The 17,716-nt window shown below is 36.1% G+C and carries 12 protein-coding genes; 10 read left to right on the forward strand and 2 right to left on the reverse strand.

Annotation, left to right across the window (positions count from 1 at the left end; genetic code table 11):
- Nucleotides 1–265 precede the first annotated feature (265 nt).
- The 7 genes from porU to ACQ65V_RS08045 all read left to right on the forward strand — a co-directional run bounded on the left by porU (nucleotide 266) and on the right by ACQ65V_RS08045 (nucleotide 10,531).
- Nucleotides 266–4,117, forward strand: coding sequence for a type IX secretion system sortase PorU (gene porU / locus ACQ65V_RS08015; protein ID WP_430467521.1), 3,852 nt, complete (start codon nucleotides 266–268; stop codon nucleotides 4,115–4,117).
- A 64-nt stretch (nucleotides 4,118–4,181) separates the two neighbouring features.
- Nucleotides 4,182–5,411: a type IX secretion system outer membrane channel protein PorV gene (gene porV / locus ACQ65V_RS08020; protein ID WP_273292776.1), complete on the forward strand. Its 1,230-nt coding sequence runs from the start codon at nucleotides 4,182–4,184 to the stop codon at nucleotides 5,409–5,411.
- 80 nt (nucleotides 5,412–5,491) lie between these two features.
- Nucleotides 5,492–5,974 (forward strand): cytidine deaminase, encoded by a 483-nt coding sequence (cdd, locus tag ACQ65V_RS08025; RefSeq protein ID WP_412561574.1) that lies wholly within the window; start codon nucleotides 5,492–5,494, stop codon nucleotides 5,972–5,974.
- 92 nt (nucleotides 5,975–6,066) lie between these two features.
- Complete coding sequence (gene pdhA, locus ACQ65V_RS08030) at nucleotides 6,067–7,068, forward strand: pyruvate dehydrogenase (acetyl-transferring) E1 component subunit alpha (RefSeq protein ID WP_430467522.1); 1,002 nt, start codon at nucleotides 6,067–6,069, stop codon at nucleotides 7,066–7,068.
- 4 nt (nucleotides 7,069–7,072) lie between these two features.
- Entirely contained in the window at nucleotides 7,073–8,746 is a 1,674-nt protein-coding gene (locus tag ACQ65V_RS08035) for a pyruvate dehydrogenase complex dihydrolipoamide acetyltransferase (RefSeq protein ID WP_430467523.1), read from the forward strand.
- 104 nt (nucleotides 8,747–8,850) lie between these two features.
- The gene (locus ACQ65V_RS08040) at nucleotides 8,851–9,855 is read left to right on the forward strand and encodes a M28 family metallopeptidase (protein ID WP_430467524.1); all 1,005 of its coding nucleotides are present in this window, start codon (nucleotides 8,851–8,853) and stop codon (nucleotides 9,853–9,855) included.
- Entirely contained in the window at nucleotides 9,848–10,531 is a 684-nt protein-coding gene (locus ACQ65V_RS08045; protein ID WP_155090024.1) for an SDR family NAD(P)-dependent oxidoreductase, read from the forward strand. The genes ACQ65V_RS08040 and ACQ65V_RS08045 overlap by 8 nt, the downstream gene beginning before the upstream one ends.
- A gap of 4 nt (nucleotides 10,532–10,535) precedes the next feature.
- On the opposite strand, the gene ACQ65V_RS08050 is transcribed toward ACQ65V_RS08045, so the two are convergent.
- Nucleotides 10,536–10,832, reverse strand: coding sequence for a chaperone modulator CbpM (locus tag ACQ65V_RS08050; protein WP_155090023.1), 297 nt, complete (start codon nucleotides 10,830–10,832; stop codon nucleotides 10,536–10,538).
- A 2-nt stretch (nucleotides 10,833–10,834) separates the two neighbouring features.
- On the reverse strand, nucleotides 10,835–11,749 hold the full coding sequence (locus ACQ65V_RS08055; protein WP_430467525.1) for a DnaJ C-terminal domain-containing protein: 915 nt from the start codon (nucleotides 11,747–11,749) through the stop codon (nucleotides 10,835–10,837).
- A gap of 215 nt (nucleotides 11,750–11,964) precedes the next feature.
- Between ACQ65V_RS08055 and ACQ65V_RS08060 the strand changes: the two genes are divergently transcribed.
- The 3 genes from ACQ65V_RS08060 to ACQ65V_RS08070 are packed head-to-tail and all read left to right on the forward strand — an operon-like array spanning nucleotide 11,965 to nucleotide 17,715.
- Entirely contained in the window at nucleotides 11,965–16,008 is a 4,044-nt protein-coding gene (locus tag ACQ65V_RS08060; protein WP_430467526.1) for an FG-GAP-like repeat-containing protein, read from the forward strand.
- Between the two features lie 32 nt (nucleotides 16,009–16,040).
- Nucleotides 16,041–16,643, forward strand: a complete 603-nt coding sequence (locus ACQ65V_RS08065) for a SprT-like domain-containing protein (protein WP_430467527.1) — start codon at nucleotides 16,041–16,043, stop codon at nucleotides 16,641–16,643.
- Nucleotides 16,633–17,715, forward strand: a complete 1,083-nt coding sequence (locus ACQ65V_RS08070; protein WP_430467528.1) for a mannose-1-phosphate guanylyltransferase — start codon at nucleotides 16,633–16,635, stop codon at nucleotides 17,713–17,715. Before ACQ65V_RS08065 ends, ACQ65V_RS08070 begins: the two co-directional genes overlap by 11 nt.
- The last annotated feature ends 1 nt before the right edge of the window (nucleotide 17,716 follow it).

Genomic DNA, 17,716 nt, shown 5'->3' on the forward strand with positions numbered 1-17,716 from the left:
ACTTTTTTTTGCATGAAAAATCAAAAAATCGTGCATTTCACCCTTTTTTTTGAACACAATAACGGATTTTTTGCATAATATCGGTGTATTTTGCTCTTTAATAACGAGCCTTGAAATAAAATATTGTTGTATTTTTGAAATAAAAGTCAAAGCCTCATAATAACACTTTATATTAGGCGTTATTTTACTGTAAATTTATATCAAAGTCAGGTTAGTGATGTTTTAAAGTGAAATTTACGGAAAAAACCAAACCATCGAATCTTAAATGAAAAATTGCTATATCTTATTTTTTTCGCTTTTAGCTATGCTTTCTTATGGGCAGCAAAAACAATTCAATATTAATTGGAATGGTGAAAAAGAACTTGAAACTGCTTACGGCAAGATGGTTGTTCCTGCTTTTGAGAAGACGCACTTTAATTATGATGATAAAAAAGGCTTAACATTTTTTGCGCAATGGGATAGTAACGGAAATGCAATTGACGAAAGTTCAGTAACACTATCTAACGTTTCCTATGAAACCATCAGCGAATCCGATTTAAAGAACCTAAATTCACAGCTTATACCTAAATCGCCCAAGTATAAATTTTACAACACTAACGCTAGAGGAAAGAGAGCTTACTATTTTGAAATTAGCCCTATTGTAAATGATAGAGGTGTATATAAAAAAATCACGTCTTTTTCCATTAACTATAGCACATCAGCGAGTAGAGCACAAACTGCATCAAGAAATGAAATCACAAATTCAGTATTAAGTACTGGCGAATGGTATAGATTTTACATAGAAGAGTCTGGCGTGTTCCAATTAACAAAGGGTTTCTTAAATAGTTTGGGTGTTAACACAAATTCTGTAGATCCCAGAAATGTAAAAATTTATGGTAATGGTGGTAGAATGTTACCCTTGTTGAATTCTGCTGAATATCCTTTTGATGTTGTAGAGAATGCTATAAAGTTTGTTGGCGAAGAAGATGGCAGTTTTGACAATAGTGATTATATACTATTTTATGGTGAAGGACCAACAACATACAGTGAAGAGAGTAATACTAACTTAAATCTATATACTGATAAGACGTATTACTATGTTAATGTAAGTCCGGGAAATGGAAAACGTATTCAGGCTATGCCAAATATAGTTGCAGCTGCAGACATTGAGATTGATACATTTCAAGATTATCAATTTTACGAAGTTGATGAACACAACTTAGCGAAATTGGGTCGTCGATGGTTTGGTGATGATTTCGATATAGAAAATCAACGTGTTTACAATTTTCAATTTCCAAATTTGGTGGCTAGCGAACCTGTGCGTTTTGATATAGCCGTTGGTTCTGTTTCAGAAACAGCTGGTTCTACAATGGGAGTCACTATTAACGGTAATTTCGTTTCCAGCTTAAATTTAGGGGTAATCAGTCCAGGTTCGGTTTTAGGAACTTCAGCTTCATTTGGGGAGAACCTTAATATTTCGTCCGATGCCATTACAGTGATATTAGATTATAACAATAACGGAAATCCTTCAGCAAATGCGTACTTAGATTTTATTAATATAGAAGCAACAAGAGCGTTGATCTATGAGGGTGAGCAATTGGTTTTTAAACACAGAGATGTTGTAACTACACCTGGTATTGCACAATATAACTTGGCTAACGCTTCTGGTATTCAAGAAATATGGGATATCACCGACCGATTTAATGTTGCAAATCTACTCAACACAGACAGTCAAGGTAACTTATCTTTTAAAGCCCAGTCTGGTGAGGAGCGCATTTATTTGGCATTTTCTACTTCAAATACGTTGCAGCCTAAAAAAGACAATAATTCTGTTGTAGCCAATCAAAATTTAAAAGGAACCATCTTCAATAATGCTCAGGGAGCTTTTGAAGATATTGACTATATCATTTTAAGTCCAACTCAGTTGTTATCTCAGGCTGAGCGTTTGGCTCAAATTAATAGAAATCAGTATAATTTAAATGTAAAGGTTGTAGACCTACAGACTATATATAATGAATTTAGTACTGGCAGTCAGGATATAGCAGCCTTAAGAAATTTTGTGAAATACGTCTATGATAATGCCAGTACTCCAAGTAATAGATTGAAATATTTATGCCTGTTTGGTGAGGGTTCTTATGATTATAAAGATAGAATTACTAACAATACCAATTTGGTACCTTCATGGTATTCCAATCAAAGTTTTAGCCTTACCAATTCTTTTGTGTCAGATGATTTTTATGCCATGTTGGATTTTAATGAGGGCTCAATGAGTAATGCGGATAGAATGGATATTGCCGTAGGAAGAATTTTAGCTGAAGATGTTCAGCGCGCTAAGGAAATGGTAGATAAGATAGATGCGTACTATCAACCTGAAGCTTATGGGGGTTGGAGAAACAATGTGCTGCTCATTTCTGATGACGTAGATATACAATGGGAAAGAATTTTACAGGAAACTACTGATGGCATAGGTACAGAGATAGAGGATGAAAAACCATTTTTTAATGTCGTGAAAATTCATACGGATGCTTTTGAGCAAGAATCCTCGGCGGCAGGAAATAGATACCCAGAAGTAAATAATGCAGTTAAGGATGCTATTGAAGTTGGTGCGTTAGTCGTAAATTATTTTGGACATGGTGGTGAGGACGGATTAGCTAAAGAACGAATCTTTGATAAGTTTGATGCGCAAGAAGTAAATAATGTATGTAAATTCAACTTATTCATAACTGTAACTTGCGAATACACCAAATTTGATGATCCTCAAAGAGATACAGCAGGTGAGTTTACATTCTGGAACAAAAATGGCGGTGCAATTGCGCTTATTACAACTACTAGGCAAATTTTTGTGACAGTAGGCGTGGCTTATAATGAAATACTTGACGATTATTTATTCGCTTTTGGCTCAAATGATTATCCAACAATTGGTGAAGCCTTAAGACTTACAAAAACAGATAATAGTATATCTGGGATTACACAGAAGCGTTTGGTGTTTTTAATTGGTGACCCAGCAATGAAACTGGCTTTTCCTAAGCCCGATATTAGGTTGACTAAGGTTAATGATGTAGTAATCACACAACCTATCGATACACTTAAAGCACTGAGTTATACAAAACTGGCAGGAGAAGTGACCGATGTCAACGGAAACTTATTATCTAATTATAACGGGACTTTAACGGCAACTGTATTTGATAAAGAAATTGATCGCCAAACTTTAGCAAATGATGGTGTAACCGATAGCAACGGGGAAATAATCTTAGACTTTACCACTCTGGGTGAGATTATATTTAGAGGACAAGCTACGATTGAAAATGGGCAATTTGAGTTCGATTTTGTTGTCCCTCGAGATATTGGTATTCCAGTAGGTAATGGTAAAGTGAGTTTTTATGCACAGACCAATAATCCACTATCAGATCAAACAGGTGCCAACTTCGATATAAAAGTTGGAGGCATAAACGAAAATGCGCCAGAAGATAATATTGGGCCAGTAATTAATTTATTCATGAACGACGAGAATTTCGTTTCTGGAGGTATAACCAATGAGTCTCCAAATTTATTGGCTAAACTTCAAGATGATAATGGTATAAATACCGCAAGCGGTATAGGTCATGATATAACGGCTATTATTGATGGTGATGAAACCAACCCAATAGTCTTAAATGATTATTATCAGGCCAATGTAGATGATTATACTAATGGTACGGTAAGCTACCCTTTTAGAGATTTAGAACCTGGCTTGCATACGCTAACCCTAAAGGCTTGGGATGTTTATAATAATTCTTCTACAGCAGAAATTCAGTTTACTGTATTCGATAAAGATGAAGAACTTGTAGTTACCAATGTATTAAATTATCCAAATCCTTTTGTTAACTATACAGAATTTTGGTTTAACCACAATAGTATAGAGCCTTTAGACGTTTCAGTACAGATATTTACAGTTTCCGGTAAATTAGTAAGAACTTTAAACGGACAAACTACTGGAGGCAGTAAGTCCGTAAGCTCTCTATCTAAAGACATTGTATGGGATGGAAGAGATGATTTTGGAGATAAAATAGGAAAAGGTGTCTATGTCTATAAACTAAAAGTGAGATCTAACCGTTTAAATAAGCAAGTTGAAAAAATTCAAAAACTTGTCATACTCTAATAATAAATTATATTTGCAAACCAATTGATGCTAAGGCATTAGCATTAATAACTTAATATTTAATATGAATAAATACGCAATAACCCTTATCGCTTTTGTAACGCTTAGCTTTACTTTTGCTCAAGAAACCATAACATTTCCTGACCAATCTTCTGTAATCACTACAGGAGTTCCATTTATGCTCATAGCGCCAGACGCAAGATCTGCCTCAATGGGAGATATGGGAGTCGCTACGTCAATGGACGGATTTTCACAACAATGGAATCCGGCAAAATATGCCTTCTCAGAAGCTAAATCTGGAGTAAGTTTAAGTTACACACCATATTTGAGTAAATTGGTTAATGATATATCAATCAGTTATGCAACCTATTTTAATAGAATAAATGAATATAGTGCAGTTTCTGCAAGTTTCAAGTATTTTAGTTTAGGTGAAATTACATTAACACAAAGTGAAAATGATCCTGGTGTAAACGTTAAGCCTAATGAATTTACGGCTGATGTAGCATATACTTTAAGATTAGCAGATCAATTTGCTATGGCAGTAGCGGTACGATACATGAGGTCTGATTTAAGAATAGATCAAGTTGATCCTAATGCTGATGCTGCAAGTACTTTTGGAGCAGATTTAACAGGTTATTATCAAAGCGAAGAAGAAGCCTATAACGATTTTAATGGCCGTTGGAGAGCGGGTTTTGCGATTCAGAATTTGGGGCCAAAGTTTAAATACGATGATGGTGGTAGAGAAAATTTTCAGCCAACAAATCTTAGGTTAGGTGCTGGCTTTGACTTTATATTCGATGAATATAGTAAGTTAGGAATCACTGCTGAGGTAGCTAAATTATTGGTGCCAACACCACCAAAGTTTGGTTTTGTAGATACCAACGGAGACGGTGAACAAACGGAAGATGATCCGAGTACACCAGATGTAAATGAAAATGAGCCAACCATAATAACCCAAGGACAAGATAATAATGTAAGTTTTTTAAATGGAATTTTTCAATCCTTTGGTGATGCACCAGGTGGATTTAGTGAAGAGCTAAGAGAGTTTACTTGGGCATTGGGAGCTGAATACACTTATCAAGAAAACTTTGCATTTAGAGCAGGTTACTTTAACGAAGCTGAAGACAAAGGAGCTCGTAAGTTCTTTGCCTTAGGAGCAGGATTTAAATACACTACTATTAATATAGATTTGTCATATTTGTTCTCGGCATCAAGGGTGCAAAGTCCGCTTGAGAATACATTGCGTTTTTCTCTTACTTTCAATTTTGGAGATGGTGAATATGATGAGTATTAGAAATTAAAAATAATCATAACACAAAAAACTATTGTTTTACAAAAAGCAATAGTTTTTTTGTCTAAAATAAAGTCAAGATTATGAAGGAAGTGAAAATAGAAACTGAACTAAAGGTTTATGATGATGTTAGCGAACTTCCAACTGATGTTCAAGAATTAATGAAATCGGCCCTAGAGGCTAGGGAAAATGCCTATGCTCCTTATTCTAAATTTAAGGTTGGTGCCGCAATATATTTAGATAATAATGAGGTTGTTATTGGTAGCAATCAAGAAAATGCGTCTTACCCTTCGGGCTTATGTGCTGAGCGAACAGCGATATATTATGCTGGTGCTAAACATTCCAATGCCAAAATCTTAAAAATGGCATTAACGGCTTCTTCACAAAATCAAATTACAGACACACCTATTCCACCTTGTGGAGCCTGTAGACAAGCTATTGCAGAATACGAAATTAAACAAAATCAACCCATTGAAATTTATTTTATGGGTGCTAAGGGAAAGGTTGTAAAATCAAACTCATTGGCCAATTTATTGCCTTTAGGTTTCGATAGAAGTTTCCTGTAACGTTTTCGTAACAAATTTTACTATTTTCAGTTTCTCCTTTAGTTTCTAATATGTTATTTTTGTTAATCCGATAATAAAGAACGAATCATAAAATGCAAAAAATAACTAAAGAGGTTTACCTAAAGTGGTATGAGGATATGTTATTCTGGCGAAAGTTTGAAGACAAACTCGCAGCAGTCTACATTCAGCAAAAAGTAAGAGGATTTCTTCATTTGTATAATGGACAAGAGGCTGTTTTAGCCGGAGCCTTACATGCCATGGATTTAACCAAGGACAAAATGATTACTGCATATCGTAATCATGTTCAGCCTATAGGTATGGGAGTAGATCCAAAGCGCGTAATGGCAGAATTGTACGGTAAAGCAACAGGTACATCTCAAGGCCTTGGTGGATCTATGCATATATTTTCTAAAGAACACCGTTTTTATGGAGGTCATGGTATCGTAGGTGGGCAAATTCCTTTAGGTGCTGGTATTGCATTTGGGGATAAATATCACGACAGTGACGCCGTAACTCTTTGTTGTTTTGGTGATGGTGCCGCGAGACAAGGTTCGTTACACGAAACGTTTAATTTAGCAATGCTTTGGAATTTACCAGTAGTTTTTGTTTGCGAAAACAATGGATATGCCATGGGAACTTCAGTGGAGCGTACAGCCAATCACTCAGACATTTGGAAGCTTGGTTTAGGTTACGAAATGCCATCAGGTCCAGTTGATGGAATGAATCTTATTAAAGTAGCCGAAGCTTTTGATGAAGCTATTCAACGTGCTAGAAAAGGTGGTGGACCATCTTTCTTGGAGGTTAAAACATATCGTTACAGAGGACACTCTATGTCCGATGCACAACATTATAGGACAAAGGATGAAGTTGAGGAGTACAAGAAAATAGATCCTATTACCCAGGTGAAAGAAGTTCTTTTAGAAAAGAAATACGCTACAGAAGAAGAGATTAAGGCAATTGATAAGCGTGTGAAGGCTCGAGTTTCTGAATGTGAAAAATTTGCAGAGGAATCACCATTTCCAGAAAAGAGTGTGATGTACGATGCTGTTTATGAGCAAAAGGATTATCCATTTATAGACCATAAAATAAGATAAAACTATGGCAGAAGTAATAAATATGCCGCGTTTGAGCGACACAATGGAAGAAGGAACTGTTGCTGCTTGGTTAAAGAAAGTTGGTGACAAAATTGAGGAAGGAGATATTTTAGCTGAAATTGAAACTGATAAAGCAACCATGGAGTTTGAATCTTTCAACGAAGGTACTTTACTTCATATTGGTATTGAAGAAGGTGAGACTGCCAAAGTAGATACACTTTTAGCAATTATTGGTGAAGAAGGAGAGGATATTTCGGACTTGGTAAATGGAAGTGCTTCAGAAACTGAAGAGAAAGAGGACGCAGATAAAGACGATTCTGAAACTTCAAACGAAAAATCTGAGGAAGATTCGTCAGAAAATACATCTGAGGACAGCTCAAAATCAGAAAGCGAAACTGAATTGCCAGAAGGTGTTACTGTGGTTACTATGCCTCGTTTGAGTGATACCATGGAAGAAGGAACTGTGGCAACATGGTTAAAGAAAGTTGGTGATGAAGTAGAGGAAGGGGACATTTTAGCTGAGATTGAAACTGATAAAGCGACTATGGAGTTCGAATCATTTCAATCGGGTACACTTTTACATATTGGATTAAAAGAAGGTGAATCTGCAAAAGTAGATGCGCTGTTAGCAATAATCGGTCCTGCGGGAACTGACGTTTCAGCTATAGCCAAAAACTTTAAATCAGGAAGTGGATCTTCAGAGGAAAAGAAAAAAGAAACACCAAAAAAAGAAGATAAGAAAACCGAATCTAAGAAGGAAGAACCAAAGAAAGAGCCTAAATCTAATGACTCTGTCACGTCAAGCACAGCCGAGACGTCTTCTGGAGGACGCATTTTCGCTTCGCCATTGGCTAAAAAAATGGCAAATGAAAAAGGCATCAATCTTAATCAAGTCAAAGGTTCAGGTGAAAACGGTAGAATAGTAAAACGAGATATCGAAAACTATACACCAAGTTCTTCAACAGCATCTGTTGGGAAATTTGTGCCAACTGGCCAAGAGGATTATGATGAGGTTGCCAATTCTAATATGCGAAAAGCCATTGCCAAAAATTTAGCGAAATCTAAATTCAGTGCACCGCATTATTATTTGAATGTAGAATTTGATATGGAAAACGCCATTGCCTTTAGAGCGCAATACAACTCTTTACCAGATACTAAAATATCTTATAACGACATGATTGTTAAGGCTTGTGCCTTAGCGTTAAAGCAGCATCCACAAGTCAATTCACAATGGTTCGACGATAAAATGCGAATGAATAATCATGTACATATTGGTGTTGCGGTTGCAGTGCCAGATGGTCTTGTTGTACCAGTTGTAAAATTTGCAAATGAGCAATCTTTACCACAGATCAATGCTGCAGTAAAGGAATATGCAGGTAAGGCAAGAAACAAGAAATTAACGCTTGATGAAATGGAAGGTAGCACCTTTACGGTTTCAAATTTAGGGATGTTTGGTATCGAAAGTTTTACCTCTATTATTAATCAACCAAATTCAGCGATACTTTCTGTTGGTGCCATTATTGAAAAACCAGTGGTTAAAAACGGGCAGGTTGTTCCTGGGAATACTATGAAATTATCCATGGCATGTGACCACAGAACGGTTGATGGTGCTACGGGAGCACAATTCCTTCAAACATTAAAAGGGTATATTGAGAATCCTGTAACCATGTTGGTTTAATACGACATGTCATTCTGAACTCTGTTCAGAACCTAAATATTAAAAATCCTGTTTTATCTTTTTGAAACAGGATTTTTTTATCTTTAAAATCTAAACACAATTCTATGAAACAAGTAAAATTCTTTATTCTCTTTTTTGTTATAGTGGCATGCTCATCGACCCAAAAAAAGATTGATAGTCAGCCAGAAGAAAAGAGTCTGCCACAAGAAGTGATTGTAACTTCAACACCAGCATTCCCTATTGTAACACCCGAGGCGATTAAAGAAAGTATGGAGTATTTGGCTTCCGACGAGTTAGAAGGTAGGGCTACTGGTAGTGAAGGTATAGAAAAAGCAGCTGTTTTTATTGAGAACTATTTTAAGAAAAATAATATCAAACCATATTTTGAAACTTATCGAGACACTTTTAAGCTTGGTGACATTATTGGTTATAATGTAGTAGGGATGATAGAAGGGAATGATCCAAAATTAAAAGATGAGTTTATCATATTAGGTGGGCATTACGATCATATTGGAGAGGGTAAAGAGGTCAACGGTGATAAAATTGCCAATGGAGCAAACGATGATGCCTCTGGTACTATTGCAGCTATGGAGTTTGGAAAACACTTTGCTAATTCAAAAACCAACAAGCGCAGTATTTTAATAACATTATATGCTGCAGAAGAAATGGGATTAAAAGGCTCTGCTCATTTGGCTAAGCGACTAAAGGATAATGGCTTAAACGCATATACCATGATAAATTTTGAAATGATTGGTGTACCAAGATCTGAAGATAAGACCATGGCATATATGAGTGGTTATAATCGCTCTAATTTTGCGCCAATTTTAAATAAATATGCGGGTGAGGAGGTCGTTGGTTTCTTTCCAAAGGCTAAGGAATTCAATTTGTTCTTTAGATCAGATAACTTTCCTTTCTATAAAGAGTTTAATATGCCAGCACACGCAATATCAACATTCGATTTCACGAATTTTGAGTATTACCATCATGTAGATGACGAAGCCGATAAGATGGATTATAACCATATGGCAAGTTTCATCAATAAAATGATTCCTGGATTAGAAGGGATGATGAATGCTCCAACCAAAGAAGTGATTTTAAGCGATGAGTAAAAATATAATTATCACAGGAACTAGTAGAGGTATGGGATTTGAGTTGGTACATCTTTTCGCCAATCAAGGTCATAATGTTTTAGCGCTCTCTAGAAATGCGCAGCCAGTAAACAATTTGAATTTTGATAACATCACATCTTTCGCTTTTGATTTATGTAAACAAGAAGACTATTTAAAAGTTAAAGAATTTATTGAAACAGAATGGGAACAAGTTGATATTCTTATAAATAATGCAGGTTTATTATTAAATAAACCTTTTGCGGAAACTAGCTTTAAAGATTTTACGCAAGTATATCAAACTAATGTTTTCGGTGTTGCTGAAATGACCAGAATCGTATTGCCGTTTATGAAGAACGATGGGCACGTAGTGACCATTAGTTCCATGGGTGGTATCCAAGGCAGTGTAAAGTTTGCGGGACTTTCTGCATATAGTTCTAGTAAAGGGGCTGTGATTACCTTAATGGAACTTTTAGCTGAAGAATACAAGGAATCAGGTCCTCAGTTTAATACATTAGCTTTAGGTGCTGTGCAAACCGAAATGCTTGCAGAAGCTTTTCCTGATTATAAAGCTTCTACTTCTGCGCTTCAAATGGCAGAATATATACATGATTTTGCGCTTAATGGTAATAAATATTATAATGGTAAAACGCTACAGGTTTCAAATTCTACTCCTTAGTTATTTAAATATCCTCAAAACGTTTTAATCGATTTTTGGTCCTGGTCAATTCTTGTTTTAGGTGGTCAATTTTCTTTAGAAGATTAAAAACGGTATCGATACCTTCAAAATTTAAGTTGAGCTCTTGGTGCATGCGAATCATTTTTTCAACATCTGCAATATGATCGCGATGAAGACAATGTTTTTTTTCAACGGTTATGGTTTCTATAAGCCCGTATTCTTTTAGCCCATTAAAAAAAGACATTTCAATTTGATAATGTGTGCATAATTCTGGTAATGCTATATAATATGTGTCTTTCATTGTTATTGTAGTTTTGCTAATTCTTGAAAAAGTTCTTTTTCCTGAGAGCTTAGTTTTTTTGGAAGCTCAACGTTGTATGTGACATATAAGTCACCATATTCATTTTCTTTTTTGTATTTAGGAAATCCTTTGCCTTTCAGTTTAACTTTCGTGCCATTTTGGGTAAGTGGCTTAACCTTTAATTTTGCTTTACCATTAAAGGTTTCAATTGTGATTTCCCCTCCTGATACAGCCGTATATATATCTATATTTTCTGTTTTATAGAGGTTAGCACCGTCTCGTTTAAAGGGCGTGTTATTCAAAATTTTAAACTCAATATAAAGATCGCCGTTTGGCCCATTATTTACACCTGGCCCACCTTTACCCTTAATTTTTATGACCTGACCATCTGTAACTCCCGCTGGTATTGTAAGTCTAATGTTTTTACCGTTGACAGTGAGTACTTGCTTTTGGGATGTATAGACATCTGTAAGGTTGAGCTGCAATAGTGCATTAAAATCCTGACCTCTAAATTTTATGTTTTGTCCTCTACCTCTCCCTGAAAAGCTTCCGCCAAACATGGATTCAAAGAAATCTGAATAATCAGACCCAGCACCAAACCCTTCAAATCCTTCAAACCCTTCAAATCCATCGGCACCTTGATATTGACCACGAGATTGTTGTTGCTGTCTAGCCTGTTCGTAAGCTTCACCTTCTTTCCAATGCTCTCCGTATTTGTCGTATTTCTTTCTAAATTCTGGATTGCTCAATACTTCATTGGCCTCGTTGAGTTGTTTAAATTTGATTTCTGCCTCCTTGTCATTAGGATTTAGATCTGGATGGTATTTTCGTGCCAGTTTCCTATATGCTTTTTTAATTTCAGATTCTGAAGCATCTTTATCTACGCCGAGAATTTTATAATAATCAATAAATGCCATGAATTTTTTAAACTATTTAAATTTGAACGATTACTAAGTTAAAAGATTTTTTGCGCTTTTTCAATGAATTTATTGACTGAATAAGAGTATTGTTTAATTGTGTTATATGTGTTAAAAAGTAAAAAACATCGATAAAAACAAAAGCAGTCTGTTAAAACAATAATATATATTTAATTATTTAGTGTTATTATTATATTTATGAAAAATTTGAGGATATGATAAAACAACTACTCGACTATAAACTCTATCTTTCTTCAATATTCATTGCATTAACCTTTATGTTCAATGGTTACGCTCAGACTTTTGACCGTGTGGAAACCATCGTAGGATTAGGTGAACTGCAAAACAACAACGGAATCGCAGTTGCCGACTACGATGGCGATAATGACCTCGATATATTTGTTGTGGCAAAAGCAATCGATGATCCTGAGAATCCTATAACACTGAGTAGACTATTCAGAAATAATAACGATGGATCTTTCACGGATGTTACTGAAGAGGCTGGTTTTTCCGAAATGTACGCTCCAGAAATGGCACCTGAAGAATTTACAGGTCTAGATGGTTATAAATTTGGAGCATCCTGGGGCGATTATAACAACGATGGTTTCCCAGATTTGTTTATGACGTTTCTCGATGAGGTGCAGTTATGGCGAAACTTGGGCAACGGAACGTTTGCAGATGTAACAGAGATTTCAGGTATAACAAGTGTTAATGATTGTGGCAATACAGGCGCAACTTGGTTTGACTATAATAACGATGGTTTTTTGGATTTGTTTATCGCAGATTGGGCAAGATGTTCAAAAAGTACACTGTATTTAAACGATGGCGATTCAACATTCACAGATGTTAGCCAAACTACGGGTATTTCTAACACTAACATATATGCGAGTTTTGTAGGATTACCTTTTGATTTTAACTCTGATGGTTTTATGGATCTATATGTTTCTAATGATCTCGGTGAGCCTAATGAATTATTTATAAACCAAAGTGGAACTAGCTTTGTTGATGAGGCTGTAGGCTATAATGTCAACACAACAGGAGATGATATGGGAATAGCTGTTGGTGATTACAATTTAGATGGCTTTTTTGATATTTTTGTTACTGCTATAGATGACAATTTTCTGTTAACAAATAATGGCGATGGTACTTTTTCAGAATTGGCAGATGCTAATGGCGTTGGTAACTCATTATGGTCTTGGGGAACACGTTTCTCGGATTTTGATTTAGATGGTGATGAGGATTTATTTGTTGCAAATGGATTTGTTCCTAACCGTAGAGGTGAAGAACCAAATTTTTATTATAGAAATATGGCTTCACAGGGTTCGAGTTCATTTGTTGATTTTTCTTCTCAGTTGGGTTTAAATGAACTTGGAATAAGTGTTGAAGCTAACGATTTTGATTATGACAATGATGGAGATGTCGATTTACTGGTAACCAATAGTGATAGATCTGTATTCTTTTATGAAAACAAAACGCTCAACTATGATGACATCGTAAGTGCTTTAAGTTGGTATAAGGTGGTTTTACAGGGAACAACGTCTAATAGAGATGCCATAGGAACAACGGTTACTTTAACGACTGACATAGGTGTATTTAAAAGATATTACTCGGGAGTTGGGTTTTTGAGTCAGAATCTACAACCATTGCATTTTGGGTTAAATAACGCAACAGAAATTACACAGATACAAATTGAGTGGCCTTCTGGATTGGAGGAAACATACAATAACTTAGAAACAAATAAAACCGTTAAGGTTGTTGAAGGGCAAGGAATTGAGGTGTTAGATATTCAGCCTAGTCAAAAAGTGTATGGTTGTACAGACCCTGTATCCTGTAATTATAATTCGGATGCAACCTTAGATGATGGCTCGTGCACCTATTTGCCATCACAAGTTATAATAGGTAATACAAATTCTTCTTTTCTAAGAACCGAAACTTATTCTTACAACATTGCACCAGGTTCAACAGCTAATTGGCAAGTTTCAGGAGGAGAGATTTTAAGTGGACAAGGAACAAATAGTATAATGGTAAAGTGGCATTTAGAGGAATCAGGGCGCGTAGCTGTTACTGAATCTGACGATGAATGCTCAAGTTTAGAAGCCTCGATTGATGTAACATTAGGTGTTGATAATCTTCCCGAAGGTATATCCATTGCAAGATTGTGGAATGAAGCCTTGCTTGAGGCAATCAGGGATGATTTTGCCAGACCAACGGTACATGCCAGAAACTTATTTCATACCAGTGTAGCTATGTACGATATTTGGGCAATTTATGATGACGTTGCTACACCTTACTTAATTGGTAATACGGTCAATGGTTTCTCGAGTACACTTGAAGAATTCACGCCAACTGAAGATTTAGAGACTTCTTTGAGTAAGTCCATTAGTTACGCCATGTATCGTTTAATGTTGCATCGTTTTCAGAATTCGCCAGGATTAGAGGAAACTCAAGCAAGATTGAGTTTATTAATGGAAAAATTGGGCTATGATACAAACTTTACATCGTTAATGTATGAAGACGGAGATGCAGCAGCCTTTGGGAATTATGTAGCACAAAATTTAATTGACTATGGTTTGCAAGACGGCTCTAGGGAAACCACAGGCTATGATAATGCTTATTACGAACCGGTTAACGATCCGTATGCTTTAGATGCTAATAGTGGAGAGAATCCACCGATTATAGATCCTAATCGCTGGCAACCGTTGGCGCTAAACATCTTTATAGATCAAGGAGGTCAAATTATTGATGAAGACACTCCACCGTTTTTGAGTCCAGAATGGGGAAATGTATCTGGATTTGCTTTATCCGAAGACGATAAAGTAACGTTTCAAAGAGATGGTAATGATTTTCATGTTTTTCATGACCCTTCAGATCCGCCTTATATCAGCTGGACAGAAGATAACGCAGAAAGCGATGCCTATAAATGGGGATTTTCAATGGTTTCGGTTTGGCAATCGCATTTAGATCAAAACGATGGAGTGATGTGGGATATCTCCCCTAATTCCATCGGTAATGTTGATATCAGTACGTTCCCGACAGACTATGCTGATTATCCCAGTTTCTATAACTTTTTTGAAGGAGGTGCCAATGGCAACGGCCATGCATTAAACCCTGTAACAGGTAACCCATATGACGTTAATATGGTACCGCGTGGAGATTATGCAAGAGTATTAGCAGAATTTTGGGCAGACGGCCCAGATTCTGAAACTCCTCCTGGCCATTGGTTTACAATTTTAAACTATGTGAATGATCATCCACAATTTGAAAAACGTTTTGAAGGTGAAGGAGACATTTTAGACCCTTTGGAATGGGACGTAAAAGCGTATTTTATTTTAGGAGGAGGTATGCACGATTCGGCAATTTCTGCGTGGAGCGTTAAGGGTTGGTATGATTATATTCGACCGATTTCTGCAATTCGCTCTATGGCAGAACGAGGACAGAGCACAGACAACACTTTAGATAATTACGATGTTGGAGGCATTCAGCTTATTGATGATCATATAGAAATTGTTGAGGAAGGTGATCCTTTGGCAGGTTTTGCCAATCAACACGTTGGTAAAATAAAATTATATACTTGGAAAGGTCATGACTTTATTGGTAGTACAGAAACCGACCAAGCAGGAGTAGGCTGGATTTTAGCAGAGGATTGGTATCCGTATCAACGCCCCACATTTGTTACACCACCATTTGCAGGCTATGTGTCTGGGCATTCTACTTTTTCAAGAGCTGCGGCAGAATTGATGACTATGATGACGGGTAGCGAATTTTTCCCAGGTGGATTGGGAGAGTTTACCGCAAAGGCCAATGAGTTTTTAGTATTCGAAGAAGGTCCTTCAGTGGATGTGGTCTTGCAATGGGCAACCTATAGAGATGCATCTGACCAAACGAGTTTAAGTAGGATTTGGGGAGGCATTCACCCACCAGCAGATGATATTCCTGGTCGTTTTATAGGTCAAGTGGTTGCAGAAGATACTTTTGATTTTGCCGTGCCATATTTTAGCGGACAACTAAGTGTTGAAGAACTTGATGCGCCTATCAAGATATATCCAAACCCAACTGTTGATAGGGAAATTTTTATTGGTCAAACAGATGGTAGTGAAACTATTGAGGTTTTTGATATCAGTGGACGACGAATAGAGTTAGCCAATAGAACTTATGACGAATTAAATCATACTACCTCACTAAAGTTTAATGATACAGCCTCAGGATTGTATTTGATAAGGGTTAACGATACTTCTAAAATGATTGTGGTTAAGGATTAGGAGTCTAAATAATTACAATTATTTTTGCAACAATGCAAACACAGCTTTTAGATTTTATACCTACCGAAGCGCAACCACAGGTCGAAGCCTTATTGGCTGAAGACAATCTTGTTGTTAAAGTTAAGAACGAACGCAAGACTAAACATGGAGATTACAGGCAATTGGCCAATGGCAAGCATCAAATTACGGTTAATGGTAATTTAAATCCGTATCGATTTTTAATCACGTTGATTCATGAAATTGCACATTTTGAAGCTTATAACAAATTTGGTCGTTTTATAAAACCACATGGTAAAGAATGGAAACATACGTTTCAGCATTTAATGTTACCATTTTTACGACCAGAAATCTTTCCAATGGAAATATTACCATTGTTGGCAGAACATTTTAAAAACCCAAAGGCCTCAAGCGATACCGACACAAAATTGGCTTATGCCTTAAAACAGTTTGATGAAGGCGAAGACAAAACCTTTGTGTTTGAAGTACCTATGGGAGAAAATTTCAAGTTATATAATGGTAGAATTTTTAAACGTGGCAACCAAAGAAGAAAACGTTTTGAATGTGTAGAAGTTAAAACAGGTAAGTTATATTTGTTTAATCCTAATGCAGAAGTAGAATTATTTGATGAAAAATAAAAATTATTACGCCATATTAATGGCAGGTGGAGTAGGCTCTAGATTTTGGCCTATAAGTACGCAAAACTTTCCGAAGCAGTTTCATGATATGCTGGGTACAGGAGATACCTTGATACAAAAAACCTTCAACCGCCTGGCAAACCTTATTCCTGAAGAAAATATTTTCATTCTAACCAATGAGCGTTATAATGATTTGGTTTTTGAGCAATTACCTGGTGTCACTAAGCGTCAGGTGGTTTTAGAGCCAGCTATGCGAAATACTGCACCATGCATTCTGTATGCATCATTAAAAATCCAGAAAGAAAATGAAGATGCCGTAATGATTGTAGCACCAAGTGACCATTGGATCGAGGACGAAGAGGCGTTTTCAAATAACGTAAAAACAGCCTTTGATTTTTGTGAATCTAACGATGCGTTAATGACTTTAGGAATTACACCAACATTTCCAAATACAGGTTATGGCTATATTGAATATGATAAATCTTCAACTTCAGAAATTAAGCCTGTTAGTCAGTTTAGGGAAAAACCAGACTACAACACAGCGAAGTCGTTCTTAGAGCAAGGCAATTTCTTATGGAATGCTGGTATTTTTATGTGGAGTGTTAAAACTGTGATTTCTGCTTTTAAAAATAATCAACCTGAATTATTTCAACTATTTGAAAGTGGTTATAGTGTCTATAATACTGAATTTGAAGATGACTTTATAAGGGATAATTACGGTAAGGCTGAAAACATCTCAGTCGATTATGCGTTAATGGAAAAGAGCGATAATGTTTATGTAATTCCGGCAACCTTTGATTGGAATGATTTGGGCACTTGGGGAAGTCTTTATGATAAATTGGATAAGGATGAAAACAACAATGCAGTAGTAAATTCTAAAGTCCTGGCGGAAGATGCATCTGGTAATATGATTAGATCTAAAAAGGATAAAATCGTTGTTATAGATGGTTTAAAAGATTATATCATTGTAGATAAAGATGAAGTTTTACTTATCTTTCCTAAGTCTAAAGAGCAAGATATTAAGAAAGTACTCCAAAATGTAAAAGCCAATTTTGGGGAAGAATATGGTTAAT

The sequence above is a fragment of the Winogradskyella ouciana genome (assembly GCF_965284585.1).
In the GTDB taxonomy this organism is placed as follows: domain Bacteria; phylum Bacteroidota; class Bacteroidia; order Flavobacteriales; family Flavobacteriaceae; genus Winogradskyella; species Winogradskyella ouciana.